The following is a 14721-nucleotide window of genomic DNA, read 5'->3' on the forward strand; positions in this document are numbered from 1 at the left end:
GTCGATGCGGTTTTTTTAGTGGCTCGTTAGCTAGTAAAAATCTAAGTACAGATTACAGCGTTCAAATACACTTCAGATTCTAAAAATGGATAAGTGTTTGAGGAATGCTGTGGCCGCTGATAATGAAATAATTTCATATTTTGATATGTGTCAGAGAGAGCGGACGTCTCTTCAGCGCGGGATGAATTTTCGCCTGCATGGCGGGCACTCAGTCGTACTCATGTCAGTTCGGCCCAACTCTCCTTATCAGGATGAAGTGCAAGAGAACGGCGCAGTATTGATCTACGAAGGGCACGATCACCCCAAAACCGCATCGACTCCTCAGCCTAAAACACTCGACCAACCTGAGTTCTTGCCTGGCGGCGGGCCAACTGAAAACGGCAAATTTCACCATGCTGCCCAAGCATTCAAAGCCGGGGAGAAAGCACCCGATTTAATTCGAGTTTACGAGAAGTTACGCAAGGGGATTTGGGGTTACAACGGCTATTTTCACCTTGTGGACTCTTGGCGTGAAAGCGACGGCACACGTAATGTGTTTAAGTTTCGTTTGGAGGCTATTGAAGAAGTTACTGATGCCGCAGCTGCTGTTGACCCCGCCTTCAGGATTACAAAGCATCGCCGGATTATTCCTACTCACGTCAAGCTTGAGGTCTGGAAGCGGGATAAAGGGGTTTGCACGAAATGCGGTTCTGCTGACGAGCTGCACTTCGATCATATTTTGCCCTACTCAAAGGGTGGAACCTCGCTCAAATCTGAGAATGTTCAACTTCTTTGCGCGCGGCACAATTTAGAAAAAAGCGCCAAGATTGAGTGATTTCCAGTTGTCCTATCAATCCGTACGTCTAACAGTGGGTCGCTAAATCATAAGCTCCTACTGCACATAACAATCGTTTCATTGATCTGCCGCCCCATGCCGAACTTGTTAGCGGCGTATAACCTCCCCAGTGTGTGCATAAACTTCTTGGTGAATGCTCTATCTCAAAACTTTCAGTCGGTTTCGATACGCGTGGTTTAGCGTTTTCTTGCTGTATTCAGGGATGACGTAAAAAGGGGGCAGGGATGTTCAACCCCAGCAACGAAAGCCATTTCAGCGTGCAGATCCAAGGTTTTCAGGTGCGGGCTTTACTGGCACCGAAGCGATCAGTACGCCGTATCAGTTGGCCAGTGAAACCATGAGCAGGCACGGCTTGCCGCTCCCGTCTCGGCCAAGCCCTATATCCCATGGCGTGTATTGTGTGCAGTACGAAGAAGCTTGAACTTCATCCAGAGCCTGCTGTTCGAAGCCGTTTCAGCCCATTCAAAAACGTGCCTTGCCTGATCGAAGCCAAGCATCCGACTTACCCAGCAGAGAGGATTAATGAACTCAAACAACCCCAAAATACCCATTCCGAATTTTATTCAGCGCCATGTTGTGATTCAGCGGCGCTACGAGGCTGTAGGCGCGTTCAATGATTTGCTGATCGCGATCTGGTTTCTTGTTGGTAGTTTTTTCTTTTTAAGCGATTCGCTGATGCAAACCGGCACCTGGCTGTTCATTGCGGGCAGCGCGCAGATGCTTATCAAGCCAATGATCAAGCTTGCGAGTCTGATCCACGTGGGTCGCCATTTAGCCAATCAGACATAGCAAACAACGCGTGCAGCCCAGTGCTGTCGCTGGATTCGCCTTGCCGCTGGCCATACCAAAAGCTTGTATATGCTCAATTTTTACTCGCAATCGATATAAGCATTCATGGGCTTAGGGATACTTGAGTGGCTGCCTGCTGCTTAACTTCTTTTGTGCATGCAGCTGCCCGCTTGATGTCTTGGGTTCGGACGCACACGGTTCCGTTGCCCTTGATTTTGCTGCGTAGCCTACCGAGGTCGGAGCGTTGAAATGCTTCTGCGCTCCTGTCTTTCATCACTGGAGATCGACATGAAATGGAGTAAGTACACTTTGGCGCTTTGCCTGGTTTTGGCGTCTGCAGGCGCGTTGGGCGAGCAAAAGGCATCCCCCGTAGTTGTTGATGGCAATAACTGGATGAGTTCCTCCTCCGGTGAGCGCCGAGCGTTTTTGATTGGCGTCACCAATATGCTGATCGCCGAAGCGGCCTACGCCAAGCGTCACGGTCTGGATGCTCCACCGATGGGGGCTGCGATCACCAAGGGCGTTTCCAGCATGAAGCTGCCTGAAATTGAGGCGCGCATAACGTCTTGGTACGAAGCCAACCCAGACGGGCGCGACAAGCTGGTGATGGGTGTGCTCTGGAGAAATGTGGTTAAAGGTAATCAGTGACCGGCTCAGGAGACTCAGCAATGAACCGTATTTATTCGGCTGTGGCTGCGCTGCTTTGCGCGGCTTTTATCTTGTCTGCTTGCGCGACTGTCGCGGGCGGTATGGTCGGGGGTGGTGTTGGCCGTATGGCCGGTGATGAGCAGGCCGGACGCATGATTGGTGCAGGCATCGGCATGATGATTGATATCTCGGACTGAACGCGCTCGGCCACCCGACACGTTTTTGCACTAAGCCCTGGCGGCGGATTTATCAACGCGGAATCAGCGCGGATAAATCCGCCGTTTTGCGTTTGTGGCCACACACTTTATGTGCGTCGTCCATTTTTCCAATGATGTCTTGTATTGAGTACACGACTTTTAGCCGCGTAGTTTCTGGGCGACCATGGGTTGGCTGCTTCGGGACATCTGAAAATTTTTTAGTTAAGGTACGACGACAATCCATCTCCAAGTCAAAAAATAAGGACGCGTAATGTCGATGACACTTCGAGCCACTGGCAGCTTACTCACGTTGAGTATCAGCCTTCTGGTGAATGGTTATGCACAGGCAGCCACGGACTCAACACCCGCACCCAAAGATGCAGGTCTGGCGATCAATCACGAATATATTGGCCGCGGTCAAGACTTGTACGACCTGCCGCCGCTTTACCAGCCAGGCACGTATCGCAACATGGACAAGGTCTACTTCACCCGTTCTGTTGCGCGTGGCGAAAAGGTCTATGAGTTGCCGCAAGAGGGCAATCTCGACGTTACCTACGAGGCCGATGGCGCCAAGCAAACCGTTGATGACTTCATGCGTCGTAACCGCGTTGGCGGCGTACTGATCATTAAAGACGGCAAAGTACGGTTGGAAAAATACGGCCTTGGCAACGATGCTGATACCCGCTGGACCTCTTTCAGTGTGGTCAAGTCGATCTCTTCGACCTTGGTCGGCGCGGCCGTGGAGCAAGGGCTGATCGATGTTAAGAAGCCGATCACTCAGTACCTGCCAGCGCTCAAAGGCGGTGCTTATGACGACGTCACGGTTGAGAATGTGCTGCGCATGAGTTCTGGCGCCGACTGGAACGAGACGTACCGCGATATCACCTCTGACCGCCGCAAAATGTTCGAACTGCAGCTGTCGAACACACCTGGCGCTTTGGTTAAACAGATGAGCCAGCTCAAGCGCAAATCCAAGCCGGGCACCGTCTTCAAATACAGCACGGGCGAATCGCACCTGCAGAGCGAATTGATTCACGCAGCGACGGGCATGACCACCAGTGACTATCTGTCTGATCGCATCTGGGCGCGGATGGGTATGGAGAAGCCGGCGTTCTGGCAGCTCGATGCACAAGCGGGTCAAGAGATTGGTAGCAGTGGTTTCTCGGCAACCTTGAAGGATTACGGCCGCTTCGGTCAGTTCATCCTCAATGATGGGGTTATCGACGGCGAACGCATTCTGCCAAAAGGCTGGCTGGATAAAGCCACTGAAGTGGACCCGGCTTCTTACCTGGCACCGGGCAAGCTGTATGGCGGCGATTACATCCTTGGCTACGGCTACCAGTGGTGGCTGTTCCCCGCGGGCGAGGCTGCTTTGCCTCAACATGACGGAGCTTTTGAGGCGCAGGGAATCTTTGGTCAGTTTGTCTACGTTAACCGCAAGGAAAACGTAGTCGCGGTAGTTTGGAGTGCATGGCCAGAGCCGGAAATGGACAAGCAAGAGATGGAGACTTACGACTTCATCGCGGCGGCTATCAAAGCGCTGAAATAGGCCGTAGTTGATTCAACCATACCTGCTAAAGGGCCACTCATAAGAGCGGCCCTTTTTGTTTCAACGAACAGCGCCGCTTAAAACCCCAGTTGCCACTGCACCATGAACGCATGATTCTGGGAGTCACTGCCGAGTTGTCCGCTGTAGCCGATGCCAATATTTTGCTTAGCATTGATACCAACATCCAAGCCTGCCTCAAGCAACGCACTGTCGCGATCCAGCGCACTGCCTTCAACGCTGAATGCCGTGCCGCCGCTGGCGAAGGACTGTTTGATATGACTGTCTACTTCTCCATAAACATGACGCCAACCGACGCCCAGACGCGGGGTGACGCTCATGCCGTTTTGCAGTGTGTCTAAATAGGCGAGGCGCACACCAAAGGCGCTGGTGACGTTGTCTTGATCCTCGGACTTTACGTGCAGTGCAGCCGGACCGCCTTTCTCGGTGTAGCTGTCTTGATCGTAGCGTTGATAGCCCAAGTTAGCGTAAGGCTCGGCCTCTAATCTGCCACGGTTGATGGCGTAACCCAGCTCGACGAACGCTTGCAGGCTGTCCGCATCGTAATCACCGCGCACGGTGTCATCAAAGCCGTTGGATCTGATCTGGCGCTTACTGTCACCATCGTGATCGCTGTACGCCGCGCCGAGCCGCAGATTGTATGCGCCGCGTTGGTGTAAGGCATACACACCGAGATGGTAGCTGTCGACGTTGCCATCGACACTGCTGCCCGCACCAATATCAGTGCTTGAATAACCGCCCACTAAGCCAACTCGCCATTGCGCATCCAGCGCCCAGTCTGCCCCCACTACAGCGCCTTGAGTGTCTTGGTCGAGGTCGTGGCTACCTGACGTAGCGTCAAGGTTTGCGCTGCTGCCAAGCGCCTGAATCCAAAGCCGGCCTTGGGCGTTGGGGTCATTAAGATTGCGAGCTTCATTTGGCAACCCATTGGCAGCGAGAACAGGGCCGTCTAGCAAGTTAACCGAGCTTTGCAGGTTGCCGCTCATGCCGCCACCTCGTTGTTGCATGGCACCAAGCATGGCGAGGCCGACTTGGTTGCTTGCCGCTAGAGTCACGTTGGCCAAGCTGGCATTACTGGCGCCCGAGAGTTGTTCGAGTCCGTCGCCCGCGGAGGTTACGTCACTGGTTAGGAGCGCGTTATACAAGACCGGTGTGCTATCGGCTGTGATGCTGTTTGCGGCACTGGCTCCGTTTTGGCTGATGGCGACATCTGCAAAGTCGATGTCGTTGCGCTGCAATTCAAGCTCGACGCTGTCGGCAGTATAGGAAAGTGTTGGCGTTAGAAAGGCAAAGTTGCTGCTGACACTGGAGAACTGCCCGTTAATCCCTTCAGCAGCATTGAGGACGCGGTAACTGCTTTGCGCAGGATAGTTTCCAGCACCTGCGCGAATGTCCAGTTTGGCGCCGTTGATTTGTGCGTTGCCATTCACCTGGACGGGTGAGTGACTGCCGTCTGCCGCAACCGCAAAGCCCAAGGTTGAGCCTGCTGCCAGATTGAGATTTTGCAGCTGCCCACTGCCGCTATAAACACCACCGGATGCAACGGTCAATGTGCCGCCAATGCGCCCTTGGTTGTTCAGCTCGGCGCCGGTAGAGACTTCGCCGCCTTGGCTAAAGTCGTCACTGCTGATCGTCCAGATGCCTTGCTGGACGGCCAGCCACTCAAAATTTTGACTGTTGGAGAAGTGGCCACCTGCGGTGTCATTCAGTATGAGACTGTCATGTCCCGCGCCACCGTCCACCAGACCGACGAATTGGCTGCCGGCGGTCAATGTTAATTGGTCGTCGCCGCCACCAAGGTCCAGCGCTAAGCCGCTGGTTCCACTAATGAGGCCCGCGTTGAGCACATGGTCTGCCTGATCGCCAATAATGCGTACGCCGTCGCCATCCAAGCCGGTGATGCGCCCGTAGTTTTGTAAGTCGGTGGCGAACGGCGCTCCGCCCGTTGAGCTGTCATCAATCAAAATGGCGTTGGCGGCGCCGCTAATCGTGGCTCCTGCATGGTTAATGATGCTGCCACCGCCCATGGCGATGCCTTCGCCGCTATTGGCTGCGCCGTCTTTTTCACCGCCGGCGCCGGTGCCTTCGATGGTGCCGTAGTTTTCAATGATGCCTTGACCATCGATATCGACGCCATCGCCGTCACCGGTGGTGAGTTGTTCATTGAAACGGCCGCTAATAAGGCCGTAGTTGATCACCTTGCCGTTGCCGTCTGAGCCGAACCCCGAGCCATTGCGGCCGATCACCACACCGTCTGCGTAGTTAATCAGCTCTGCGCCAAGGTCAGTGGTAATGCCGTGGCGGCCGCCACTGATAAGGCCGTGGTTTTCAACTCGGCCGTTTAACGATTCATCAAAATCGATACCGTCAAATTTCTCGCCGTCTTCGGGTAAATCATCGCTGCTGATTTCGCCGTAATTAATCACGGTGGCATTGGCGCCCAAGCGCATGCCGTCGTCAGCGCCATGAATCAGCCCGGAGTCACGGTTGATAATCCGAATGCTGACATCCGTTTGCAGTGCTTTGAGCATGATCGCGCGATCGGTTTGCGATGTGATGGTGCCCGCGTTATCGATACTGATGGTGCTGCCTGCAAAGTCCCCGTCAATGCGAATGCCTTGCTTGGCTGCATCGATGGTGGCGCCTGCGCGATTGAGTATTTGGTAGTGGCGGGCGCCACCTTCGTCATCGCTGTCGATGCCACGGTCTTTGCTTGATTGCAGTAAACCGCTGTTATCAATAATGACGCCGCCGTCGTGGGTGTCGCCCTCAAGGAGCACAGCCGGGTCTTTCTGGGTGATCACGCTGCCCAGTTCGCCAATTATGAGGGTGTCATCACCGGCAGCGGTCTGCGTTTCACTTTGGGCATCCTCAATACTCACAGAGGCCGCGAGTACGGGGGTGGATATTCCGGCACAGAAGCTCAGGGCGATACAGCGGGCAAGGCGGGTAGATTGGAAAAACATGACAACAGGCAGTCCTTAGCGTTTGGCGTAACCGCTGTTTATAACCATCTTGTCTTACAGTTTTGTAACAACAGAGTTTTTGTAATATTCGAGACGATGCAGTGAGCTAGAATTTTTGTGGTCGCGCCAAGTTGGAGGCAAAGATGCAAGCGCAAAAACTAGAGGGCGGTTGCTTGTGCGGGAGCCTGCGTTACAGCGTTGAGGGCGAGCCGCTCATGGCGGCGATCTGTCATTGCACAATGTGCCGCCGTGCCCATGCTGCGCCCGCTGTTGCCTGGGCGTTATATCGGCAAGAGCAGGTTGGTTTTACTCAGGGAGAGACCACGCTTTATGCATCCTCAGAAGATGCTCAGCGCGGCTTTTGTGCGACTTGCGGCACGCAAATTACCTTCACGGCGACGTTTCTGCCGGGTCTGATTGATATCAGTGTTGGCAGTCTCGACACGCCGCAACTTATCGAGCCGACTTTGCATTATTGGCATGCGGAGCATCTGGCCTGGGCTGAGTTTGCCGACGCCTTGCCGCGTTATCCCGAGTTTCCACCGCTGGAATGACTCAACCCAGCGCAGCCACGCTGGGTTGATCGACTTATTTGAAGACTTTGCGGTACTGCAAAAAGCCGGAGCGCTCGGCCACACGCTCATAAAGCAGCATGGCGCGGCTATTGCTCTCGTGGGTGAGCCAGTAAGTTCGTGCGCAGCTGGCTTGCTTGGCCTGCTCATAAACAAACTCAATGAGCTTGCGTCCGGCGCCGTTGCTGCGCACGGCTTTGTTGATGAACAGATCCTGCAGGTAGCAGTAGTCTTCAACAGTCCAGGTTGAGCGGTGGTAAACCCAGTGCACCAAGCCAATGGCTTCGCCTTCATGCCAGGCCAGTGCTGCGTGCATCGGTTCGGCAGGATCAAGAAAGCGCTGCCAATTGATATCGCTGGTCTCGCTTGGAATCTCGGTCATGTAGAAACGCTGGTAACCCTGCCACAGTGGCAGCCACGCGGCGTGATCGTCAGCAGTGACGGGGCGAACTTCTATCTCGATACGAGCGGGCATGTTGCGTCCTCCTGTAATTATTGTTCGAGGAACTTTTGATTCAGCTGGCAGTGATGTTCACAGCCTTGGGGGAACAGGGTCATGCGTTGAAAATGCCCCGGCAACCATGCTGCCAGGGGCTTCAGCGATGCCTTATTCGGCGCGTTCGCCGCAGAGGTCCAGAGCAAACCAGTGCTCGACTTCTGCAGGTGGCAGGCCCGCGCCCAACAAACAGAATAACTTGCCCAAGGCGGCTTCGCGAGTCATGCCACCCGCGGATATCAGGCCAGCGTTGCGCAGTTGGCTGCCCGCCGCATACACGCCAAATTCGACATGCCCTTGCGGACACTGACTGATAGCGGCAAGCACCACGCCGCGCTCGTGAGCCGCTTTGAGCGTGGCCAGTAGTTCAGCGTTATCCGATGGGCCGGTGCCGCTGCCGTAGCATTCAAGCAGCAGTGCCTGAACTCCGCTGTTGAGCAATGCGCTGACATGGCTGGCCTGAATGCCTGGATAGAACGGCAGCACGGCAATATTCACCGGCTGGCGCTGTACGCGATAGTTGATCGCGTCGGGCAGTTGCGTCGCGCGCTCAGCCACGCGCTGGCGCGGCAAGACGGTAAAGGCGTCGAAGGCATCGCTTTGCAATTTGCTGACGCGGGCGCCGTGCATCAGCGTGCCATTGAAGTACACCTGAACGCCTTGCGCGGTCCCTTGATGCAATGCCTGCATGGCGCCGAACAGGTTAGACCAGGCGTCGCTGCCTTCAGCGCCGGCCGGTAACATGGCGCCAGTAAGCACGACCGGCACCGGCAGGCCCAACAGCAAAAAGCTCAATGCGGCGGCGCTGTAGGCGAGGGTGTCGGTGCCTTGCAGAACCAGCACGCCATCGCAGCCGTCTTGTTCAATGCCGGCGCGGATAGCGTCGACCATTGCCAGCCAGTTGCTCTGGCTCATGTTGGCGCTGTCGATGGGCGGCAGCAGTTCGCGGAAACACCAGTCAGGAAGATGCAGATCGCCAGCCTGTGCTTGTTGGGCACGTACGCGCGCCTCAAACCCAGAGGCCGGCGCCAGTCCGTCGGCGCTTTGCTGCATACCGATGGTGCCGCCGGTATAGAGCAGCAGGAGTTTTTCACACGCAGACATGTTGGCTCCTAGAAGAAGGCTAAAAAAAGGGGGCCGAAGCCCCCTTTTTTGCGAGTTGGCGACTCACTCAGCGCTGATGCAGAGGCTCGGTGGCAACTACAGAATCAGTGCGAGCTGGCTCGGCTGCGACTGGCGCGCTCCAAACAGTTGGGTCGAGGTCCAGATCAGCAAAGCCTTTGGGGTCGAATACCGGAGACTTTACACCAGCTTTGATTTGCTTGTCGTAGTCACGCATCAAGCGCAGGCCGACCTTGAACAGTAATGCCAGGGCAATCAAGTTGCAGATGGCGAGCAGGCCCATGGTCACGTCTGCAAAAGCAAATACGGTGCCCAGGTCTTGTACCGAACCCCAGAACACCAGCCCGATAACCAGTACGCGGTAAACCACCACCGGTGAGCGCTTCTGGGTGAAGAAGCCCAGCGCGTTTTCGCCCAGGTAGTAGTTGTAGATCAAGGTGGTGAACACGAACAGCAGCAATGCAACGCTGATGAACACGCGGCCCCACTCGCCGACTACGCTGGCAACGGCGGTTTGGGTGAGCAATACACCGGCCATTTCGCTGCCTGGCTGATAAACGCCGGAGAGCAGAATGATCAGCGCGGTGCAGCTGCACAGAATGATGGTGTCGATGAATACGCTGAGCGACTGTACGATGCCTTGCGCAACCGGGTGCTTGACCTCGGCAACAGCGGCAACGTTGGGCGCACTGCCCAGACCGGCTTCGTTGGAGAACAAACCGCGCTTGACGCCCATGATGATGGCAGCGCCGATGCCGCCGGCGAATGCGGGCTCAAGGCCAAATGCACTGCGCAAAATCAGCGTCAGGGTTTCCGGTACGCGATCAATGTTGCTGCCGATCACGAACAGCGCCATGGCGATGTAGGAGAACGCCATGACCGGCACCAGAATGTCTGCAAACTTGGCGATACGCTTGATGCCGCCGAAGATAATCAGGCCGATAACGGCCATCAGCACCACGCCGCTGATCTGGGTCGGTACGCCGAAGGTGTCATGCAGCGAGCTGGCGACGGTGTACGACTGCACGGCGTTGAAGCCGAAGCCGAAGGTCATCAGCAGCAGAATCGAAACCACGATGCCCAACCAGCGCTGCTTGAGGCCGTGCTGAATGTAAAAGGCCGGGCCGCCACGGTAGCTGCCGTCTGCGTCACGGCGCTTGTACAGCTGAGCCAGCGAGCATTCGAAGTAGCTGGTGGCCATGCCGACCAGCGCCACAACCCACATCCAGAAAATAGCGCCCGGGCCGCCGAGAATAATGGCCACCGAAACACCGGCAATGTTGCCTGCGCCGACACGCCCTGCAACCGACAGCATCAGCGCCTGGAACGAGCTGAGTTGGCCAGGTTGGCGTTGGAAGGCTTCAGCGAAGATGCTGAACATGTTGCCGAAATAGCGAAATTGAACAAAGCGTGAGGCGATGGTGAAGAACAGGCCGAGGCCGATTAGCATCACAATCAGCAGCTTGCTCCAGATGAGGTCGTTGAGTAAGTCGAGCATGGGCGTGGTCACTCTTGTTGTTCTGGTTAGGAGATGGCCTCTGCGGGCGCTGCTAAATGGTTGACGATGCGATAGCGGCAAACAATTTCGCGGGTTGCAGTGAAGTGATGCTATTTGATGCTAATATCGCGTCACTCGCATCACTCTGGCGGCCCGCATGTCCGAAACCTTTGGTAACAACCTCAAGCTGCTGTGCAGTCATTACCGATCGATTGCCGAGGTGTGCCGCAAGTTGGCGATCAACCGGGCACAGTTCAACCGCTATCTGGCGGGGCAGAGCCGTCCGACCGCGCATAACCGCAAACGTATTTGCAACTTCTTTGGGGTTGAGGATTACGAGCTGGCGCTGCCTGAGGATCAATTCGCCCGACTGGTAGGCGCGCGTGGCAACAGCCAGACGTCTGCATCTACGGGGGCGCCGCTGCTGGAGTTGTTCGAGTCGATCAATCAGCACGCCAGTGATCTTTCGCGCTACTGCGGCTACTACTTCGAATATTCAAATTGCATGTCGGTGCCGGGGCAGATCCTGCTCTCGCTGGTGCATTTGCGTGAGGAGCGCGGCAGCTTTGTATTCGAGCGTCAGGAACGTCAGGAGCGGGCGCGGGGCGGCAGTGCCGAAGACTGGGTGCGGTGTCGCTATCTGGGCGCAGCGTTCTATTTGCAGGATCGGGTGTTTCTGATCGACTACGAAAGCCTGACCGGCAACGAGATGAGCCAGACCATTCTGATTCCCAGTTTCAAGAGTCGCATCACTCGCCTTAACGGCATGAAGACCGGGGTTTCCAGTGGCGATCGGCGTACGCCAGCTTGCACGCGGGTGGTGTGGGAGTTTTTGGGCAGTGACATCAATCGCGTCAATGCCTACCGGCAAGTGATGCTTTATGCGGCGGATGATCCGCGTATCGATGAAGACGTGCGCCAACGCTTGGCTGGCGCTCGTATTCGGCATGGCCTATTCGAGATCGAATAGGCGCGAGGTGATCAGTCGTTGCCGTCGTGGTTGGGGCTGTCGAAGATCGCGTCATCCAGCTCTTTCTCGCTGCGGGCCACCAGCGTTGTGGTCATCAGGTCGCCTGCAACGTTAACCGCGGTGCGCATCATGTCGAGAATCCGGTCGATGCCGGCAATCAGGGCCACACCTTCCAGCGGCAAGCCTGCGGCAGTTAGCACCAGACCGAGCATGATCAAGCCTGCGCCGGGTACGCCTGCCGTGCCAATCGAGGCCAGCGTCGCGGTGAGGATGATCATCATGTACTGGCCCGCGCCCAGATCAACACCGAAAGCCTGCGCGATAAAGAGCGCAAGTACGCCCTGATAAATCGCCGTGCCGTCCATGTTGATGGTCGCGCCAACGGGCAGAACGAAGCCTGCAACGCCTTCGGAAACGCCGAGATTTTTGCGCGCACATTCAATCGATACCGGCAGGGTGCCGGAGCTGCTCGACGTACTGAATGCCACCGCCAGAGCCGGGGCAATGCCACGGAAAAAACGCGCAGGATTGAGGCGCGCGAGCAGGCCAATGAGGCCGCCGTACACCAGAATTACGTGGGCGATACTGGCGAGGTAAATCACCCCGATTACTTGCGCCAGCGGCAGCAACACTTCGGCGCCGTGGCTGCCGACTACACCGGCGATTAGGGCGAACACACCATAAGGCGCCAGGCTCATGACCAGATCAGTGAGTTTGTAGAAGGTTTCGGCAAGGCCATCGAACAGCTTTACAACCGGCGCCGCTTTTTCCCCGACCAGGTTCATGCTCACGCCAATCGCGATGGCGAACACGATGATTTGCAACACGTTGCCTTCAGCAAACGCGGTTACCGGATTACTCGGCACCAGGCCGACCAGAATGCTCACCAGTGACGGCGCTTCTTTCGCCGTTTCGGTACCGCTGGCCACCATATTAAGGCCTTCGCCCGGGGTAAACAGCGCGCCGAACAACAGGCCGATACTCACCGCGAATGCGGTGGTCACCATGTAAATGCTGATGGTTTTAATGCTGATCCGCCCGAGTTTGGCGGTGTCTTGCATGGAGGTGATGCCCGAGACCAGTGAGACGAAAACCAGCGGTACGATGAGCATCTTGATGGCATTGAGAAACAGCGTGCCGATCGGTGCGATTATCAGTGCGTCCTGCTTGAAGATCGCGCCGGTGATCACCCCGAGCACCAGCCCGATCATGATTTTCTGCCACAGGGGCATACGCTTCCAACGGCCTAGCAGCGTCGTCTTCGAAGAACTCTGAGTCATGCGGTTTACCCTTTTGGTAACTGTTGCTGAGCAGGCCATCTAGGTGGCCTTAATGCGTGCTTTTATCGTGCAATGCAAAGGCGTTTGGTTGATTTAGGCCGGCACCGTTCAGCCCCATCAAGCCGCTTGTGAGAGACCAGGCCTGCACTAACACCATAGCGCAGCAGGCGATAAACCTACTGTGCAGGAAAAGAGAGGATGCTTCACATCGTGTAGCAGCAATCAGGGGATGCAGTGAAAGGCGCGCAGTTTACAGAGCGTTCGCTGCGTTTTCTCCCCCACAAATCCCCTGATTGAGCACTTTAGAGCGTGTTTCGTCGGAAATGATTAATGGCCAATTGCTAGGCTTTAAGCGGAACCAGGCGCGGTGCAATCATGTTTTCCGGGCGTAGGATGTCGCTGAGCGTGTCGTCATCCAACAGCTTTTCTTCGCGTACCAACTCGAGTACGCCACGGCCACTTTCCAGTGCCAACTTGGCGATGCGGGTGGCGTTCTCGTAACCGATGTACGGGTTGAGTGCGGTGATCAGGCCGATGGAGTTCTCCATCAACTGGCGGCAATGCGCTTCGTTGGCGGTGATGCCGACGATGCAATGTTCGCGCAGCATGTCCATGGCGCGTTGCAGCAGACGGATCGAGTCGAAAATCTTGTAAGCGATCAGCGGCTCCATCACGTTCAGCTGCAGTTGGCCGCCTTCCGCTGCCAGAGTCAGCGCCAGGTCGTTACCGATAACCTCGAAAGCCACCTGATTCACGGCTTCCGGAATAACCGGGTTGACCTTGCCGGGCATGATCGAGCTGCCGGGCTGACGCGGCGGCAGGTTGATTTCGTTAATGCCGGTACGCGGGCCGCTCGACAGCAGGCGCAGGTCGTTACAGATCTTCGACAGTTTTACCGCGGTGCGCTTGAGCATGCCGGAGAACAGCACGAACGCACCCATGTCGGAAGTGGCCTCGATCAAGTCGGCTGCGGGCACCAATGGCTGGCCGCTGATGGCAGCCAGACGCTGTACAGCAAGCAATTGATAACCCGGGTCGGCGTTAATGCCGGTGCCGATGGCGGTGCCGCCGAGGTTGATCTCGGTGAGCAGTTCAGGGGCCAGGCTGCGCAGACGGGCGAGGTCTTCGCTGAGGGTGTTGGCGAACGCGCGGAACTCCTGACCGAGAGTCATCGGCACGGCGTCCTGCAACTGGGTGCGGCCCATTTTCAGTACGTGAGAGAACTCTTCACCTTTAGTCGCGAATGCTTGAATCAGGCTGTCGAGGCTGGCCAGCAAGGTGTCGTGGCCCAGCAGCAGACCCAGACGGATTGCGGTCGGGTAGGCGTCGTTGGTCGACTGCGCCATGTTCACGTCATTGTTGGGGTGCAGGAATTGGTATTCACCTTTCTGCTTGCCCATCGCCTCGAGGGCGATGTTGGCGATCACCTCGTTGGCGTTCATGTTGGTCGAGGTGCCCGCGCCGCCCTGAATCATGTCAACGACGAATTCTTCATGGAAATCGCCGCGAATAATCCGTGCACAGGCTTCGCTGATCGCGTCGTGCTTGGCGGGTGTCAGATGGCCCAGTTCGCGGTTGGCGTCGGCTGCTGCTTGCTTGACCATGGCCAGCGCCACTACCAGTTTCGGGTAGTGGGACAGCGGCACGCCAGACAGGCGGAAGTTATGCACAGCACGCAGGGTCTGGATACCAAAGTAAGCATCGGAAGGTACTTCAAGGGTACCAAGCAGGTCTTTCTCTACGCGGAATGATGCAGCAGCGGACATGATCGTCTAGGTCTC

Annotated in this window: 13 protein-coding genes; 7 read left to right on the top strand and 6 right to left on the bottom strand. The window is 56.3% G+C overall.

The features are described from left to right. Nucleotides 1-109: 109 nt before the first annotated feature. From FEZ62_RS08165 to FEZ62_RS08185, 5 genes are all read left to right on the top strand, one after another. Nucleotides 110-814: an HNH endonuclease gene (locus FEZ62_RS08165; RefSeq protein ID WP_201970333.1), complete on the top strand. Its 705-nt coding sequence runs from the start codon at nt 110-112 to the stop codon at nt 812-814. Between the two features lie 543 nt (nt 815-1357). Beyond that, nucleotides 1358-1624: a YrhK family protein gene (locus tag FEZ62_RS08170; protein ID WP_090512404.1), complete on the top strand. Its 267-nt coding sequence runs from the start codon at nt 1358-1360 to the stop codon at nt 1622-1624. A gap of 288 nt (nt 1625-1912) precedes the next feature. Beyond that, entirely contained in the window at nt 1913-2272 is a 360-nt protein-coding gene (locus tag FEZ62_RS08175) for a hypothetical protein (RefSeq protein WP_069899976.1), read from the top strand. A gap of 20 nt (nt 2273-2292) precedes the next feature. Next, nucleotides 2293-2469, top strand: coding sequence for a hypothetical protein (locus FEZ62_RS08180; RefSeq protein ID WP_170827744.1), 177 nt, complete (start codon nt 2293-2295; stop codon nt 2467-2469). A gap of 277 nt (nt 2470-2746) precedes the next feature. After that, nucleotides 2747-4018, top strand: a complete 1272-nt coding sequence (locus FEZ62_RS08185; RefSeq protein WP_090512705.1) for a serine hydrolase — start codon at nt 2747-2749, stop codon at nt 4016-4018. Nucleotides 4019-4095: 77 nt separating this feature from the next. Here the strand turns inward: FEZ62_RS08185 and FEZ62_RS08190 are convergent, their stop codons facing one another. After that, nucleotides 4096-7002 (bottom strand): autotransporter outer membrane beta-barrel domain-containing protein, encoded by a 2907-nt coding sequence (locus FEZ62_RS08190; RefSeq protein ID WP_172927368.1) that lies wholly within the window; start codon nt 7000-7002, stop codon nt 4096-4098. A 143-nt stretch (nt 7003-7145) separates the two neighbouring features. Here FEZ62_RS08190 and FEZ62_RS08195 point away from each other — a divergent pair, with 143 nt between their 5' ends. Further along, nucleotides 7146-7556, top strand: a complete 411-nt coding sequence (locus FEZ62_RS08195; RefSeq protein ID WP_172927369.1) for a GFA family protein — start codon at nt 7146-7148, stop codon at nt 7554-7556. Nucleotides 7557-7590: 34 nt separating this feature from the next. Here the strand turns inward: FEZ62_RS08195 and FEZ62_RS08200 are convergent, their stop codons facing one another. From FEZ62_RS08200 to FEZ62_RS08210, 3 genes are all read right to left on the bottom strand, one after another. Continuing rightward, nucleotides 7591-8049, bottom strand: a complete 459-nt coding sequence (locus FEZ62_RS08200; protein WP_090512399.1) for a GNAT family N-acetyltransferase — start codon at nt 8047-8049, stop codon at nt 7591-7593. Between the two features lie 132 nt (nt 8050-8181). Beyond that, entirely contained in the window at nt 8182-9174 is a 993-nt protein-coding gene (locus tag FEZ62_RS08205; protein ID WP_172927370.1) for an asparaginase, read from the bottom strand. A 67-nt stretch (nt 9175-9241) separates the two neighbouring features. Continuing rightward, nucleotides 9242-10690: an alanine/glycine:cation symporter family protein gene (locus tag FEZ62_RS08210; RefSeq protein WP_172927371.1), complete on the bottom strand. Its 1449-nt coding sequence runs from the start codon at nt 10688-10690 to the stop codon at nt 9242-9244. 157 nt (nt 10691-10847) lie between these two features. Here FEZ62_RS08210 and FEZ62_RS08215 point away from each other — a divergent pair, with 157 nt between their 5' ends. After that, nucleotides 10848-11660, top strand: coding sequence for a helix-turn-helix transcriptional regulator (locus FEZ62_RS08215; RefSeq protein ID WP_172927372.1), 813 nt, complete (start codon nt 10848-10850; stop codon nt 11658-11660). An 11-nt stretch (nt 11661-11671) separates the two neighbouring features. Here the strand turns inward: FEZ62_RS08215 and FEZ62_RS08220 are convergent, their stop codons facing one another. Both FEZ62_RS08220 and FEZ62_RS08225 read right to left on the bottom strand, forming a co-directional pair. Continuing rightward, nucleotides 11672-12940 carry a dicarboxylate/amino acid:cation symporter gene (locus FEZ62_RS08220; RefSeq protein ID WP_172927373.1) on the bottom strand — a complete coding sequence of 423 codons (1269 nt, stop codon included), beginning with the start codon at nt 12938-12940 and terminating at the stop codon, nt 11672-11674. Nucleotides 12941-13281: 341 nt separating this feature from the next. Next, entirely contained in the window at nt 13282-14706 is a 1425-nt protein-coding gene (locus tag FEZ62_RS08225) for an aspartate ammonia-lyase (RefSeq protein ID WP_090512386.1), read from the bottom strand. Between the last annotated feature and the right edge of the window lie 15 nt (nt 14707-14721).

The sequence above is a fragment of the Pseudomonas sp. MS19 genome (assembly GCF_013277615.1).
Lineage (GTDB): Bacteria > Pseudomonadota > Gammaproteobacteria > Pseudomonadales > Pseudomonadaceae > Aquipseudomonas > Aquipseudomonas marincola.

Bases quoted from the DNA above. Each gene is read 5' to 3' on its own strand.
- FEZ62_RS08190 (WP_172927368.1), bottom strand. From the start codon at position 7,002: ATGTTTTTCCAATCTACCCGCCTTGCCCGCTGTATCGCCCTGAGCTTC.
- FEZ62_RS08225 (WP_090512386.1), bottom strand. From the start codon at position 14,706: ATGTCCGCTGCTGCATCATTCCGCGTAGAGAAAGACCTGCTTGGTACC.
- FEZ62_RS08205 (WP_172927370.1), bottom strand. From the start codon at position 9,174: ATGTCTGCGTGTGAAAAACTCCTGCTGCTCTATACCGGCGGCACCATC.
- FEZ62_RS08210 (WP_172927371.1), bottom strand. From the start codon at position 10,690: ATGCTCGACTTACTCAACGACCTCATCTGGAGCAAGCTGCTGATTGTG.
- FEZ62_RS08170 (WP_090512404.1), top strand. From the start codon at position 1,358: ATGAACTCAAACAACCCCAAAATACCCATTCCGAATTTTATTCAGCGC.
- FEZ62_RS08200 (WP_090512399.1), bottom strand. From the start codon at position 8,049: ATGCCCGCTCGTATCGAGATAGAAGTTCGCCCCGTCACTGCTGACGAT.
- FEZ62_RS08195 (WP_172927369.1), top strand. From the start codon at position 7,146: ATGCAAGCGCAAAAACTAGAGGGCGGTTGCTTGTGCGGGAGCCTGCGT.
- FEZ62_RS08180 (WP_170827744.1), top strand. From the start codon at position 2,293: ATGAACCGTATTTATTCGGCTGTGGCTGCGCTGCTTTGCGCGGCTTTT.
- FEZ62_RS08175 (WP_069899976.1), top strand. From the start codon at position 1,913: ATGAAATGGAGTAAGTACACTTTGGCGCTTTGCCTGGTTTTGGCGTCT.
- FEZ62_RS08215 (WP_172927372.1), top strand. From the start codon at position 10,848: ATGTCCGAAACCTTTGGTAACAACCTCAAGCTGCTGTGCAGTCATTAC.
- FEZ62_RS08185 (WP_090512705.1), top strand. From the start codon at position 2,747: ATGACACTTCGAGCCACTGGCAGCTTACTCACGTTGAGTATCAGCCTT.
- FEZ62_RS08220 (WP_172927373.1), bottom strand. From the start codon at position 12,940: ATGACTCAGAGTTCTTCGAAGACGACGCTGCTAGGCCGTTGGAAGCGT.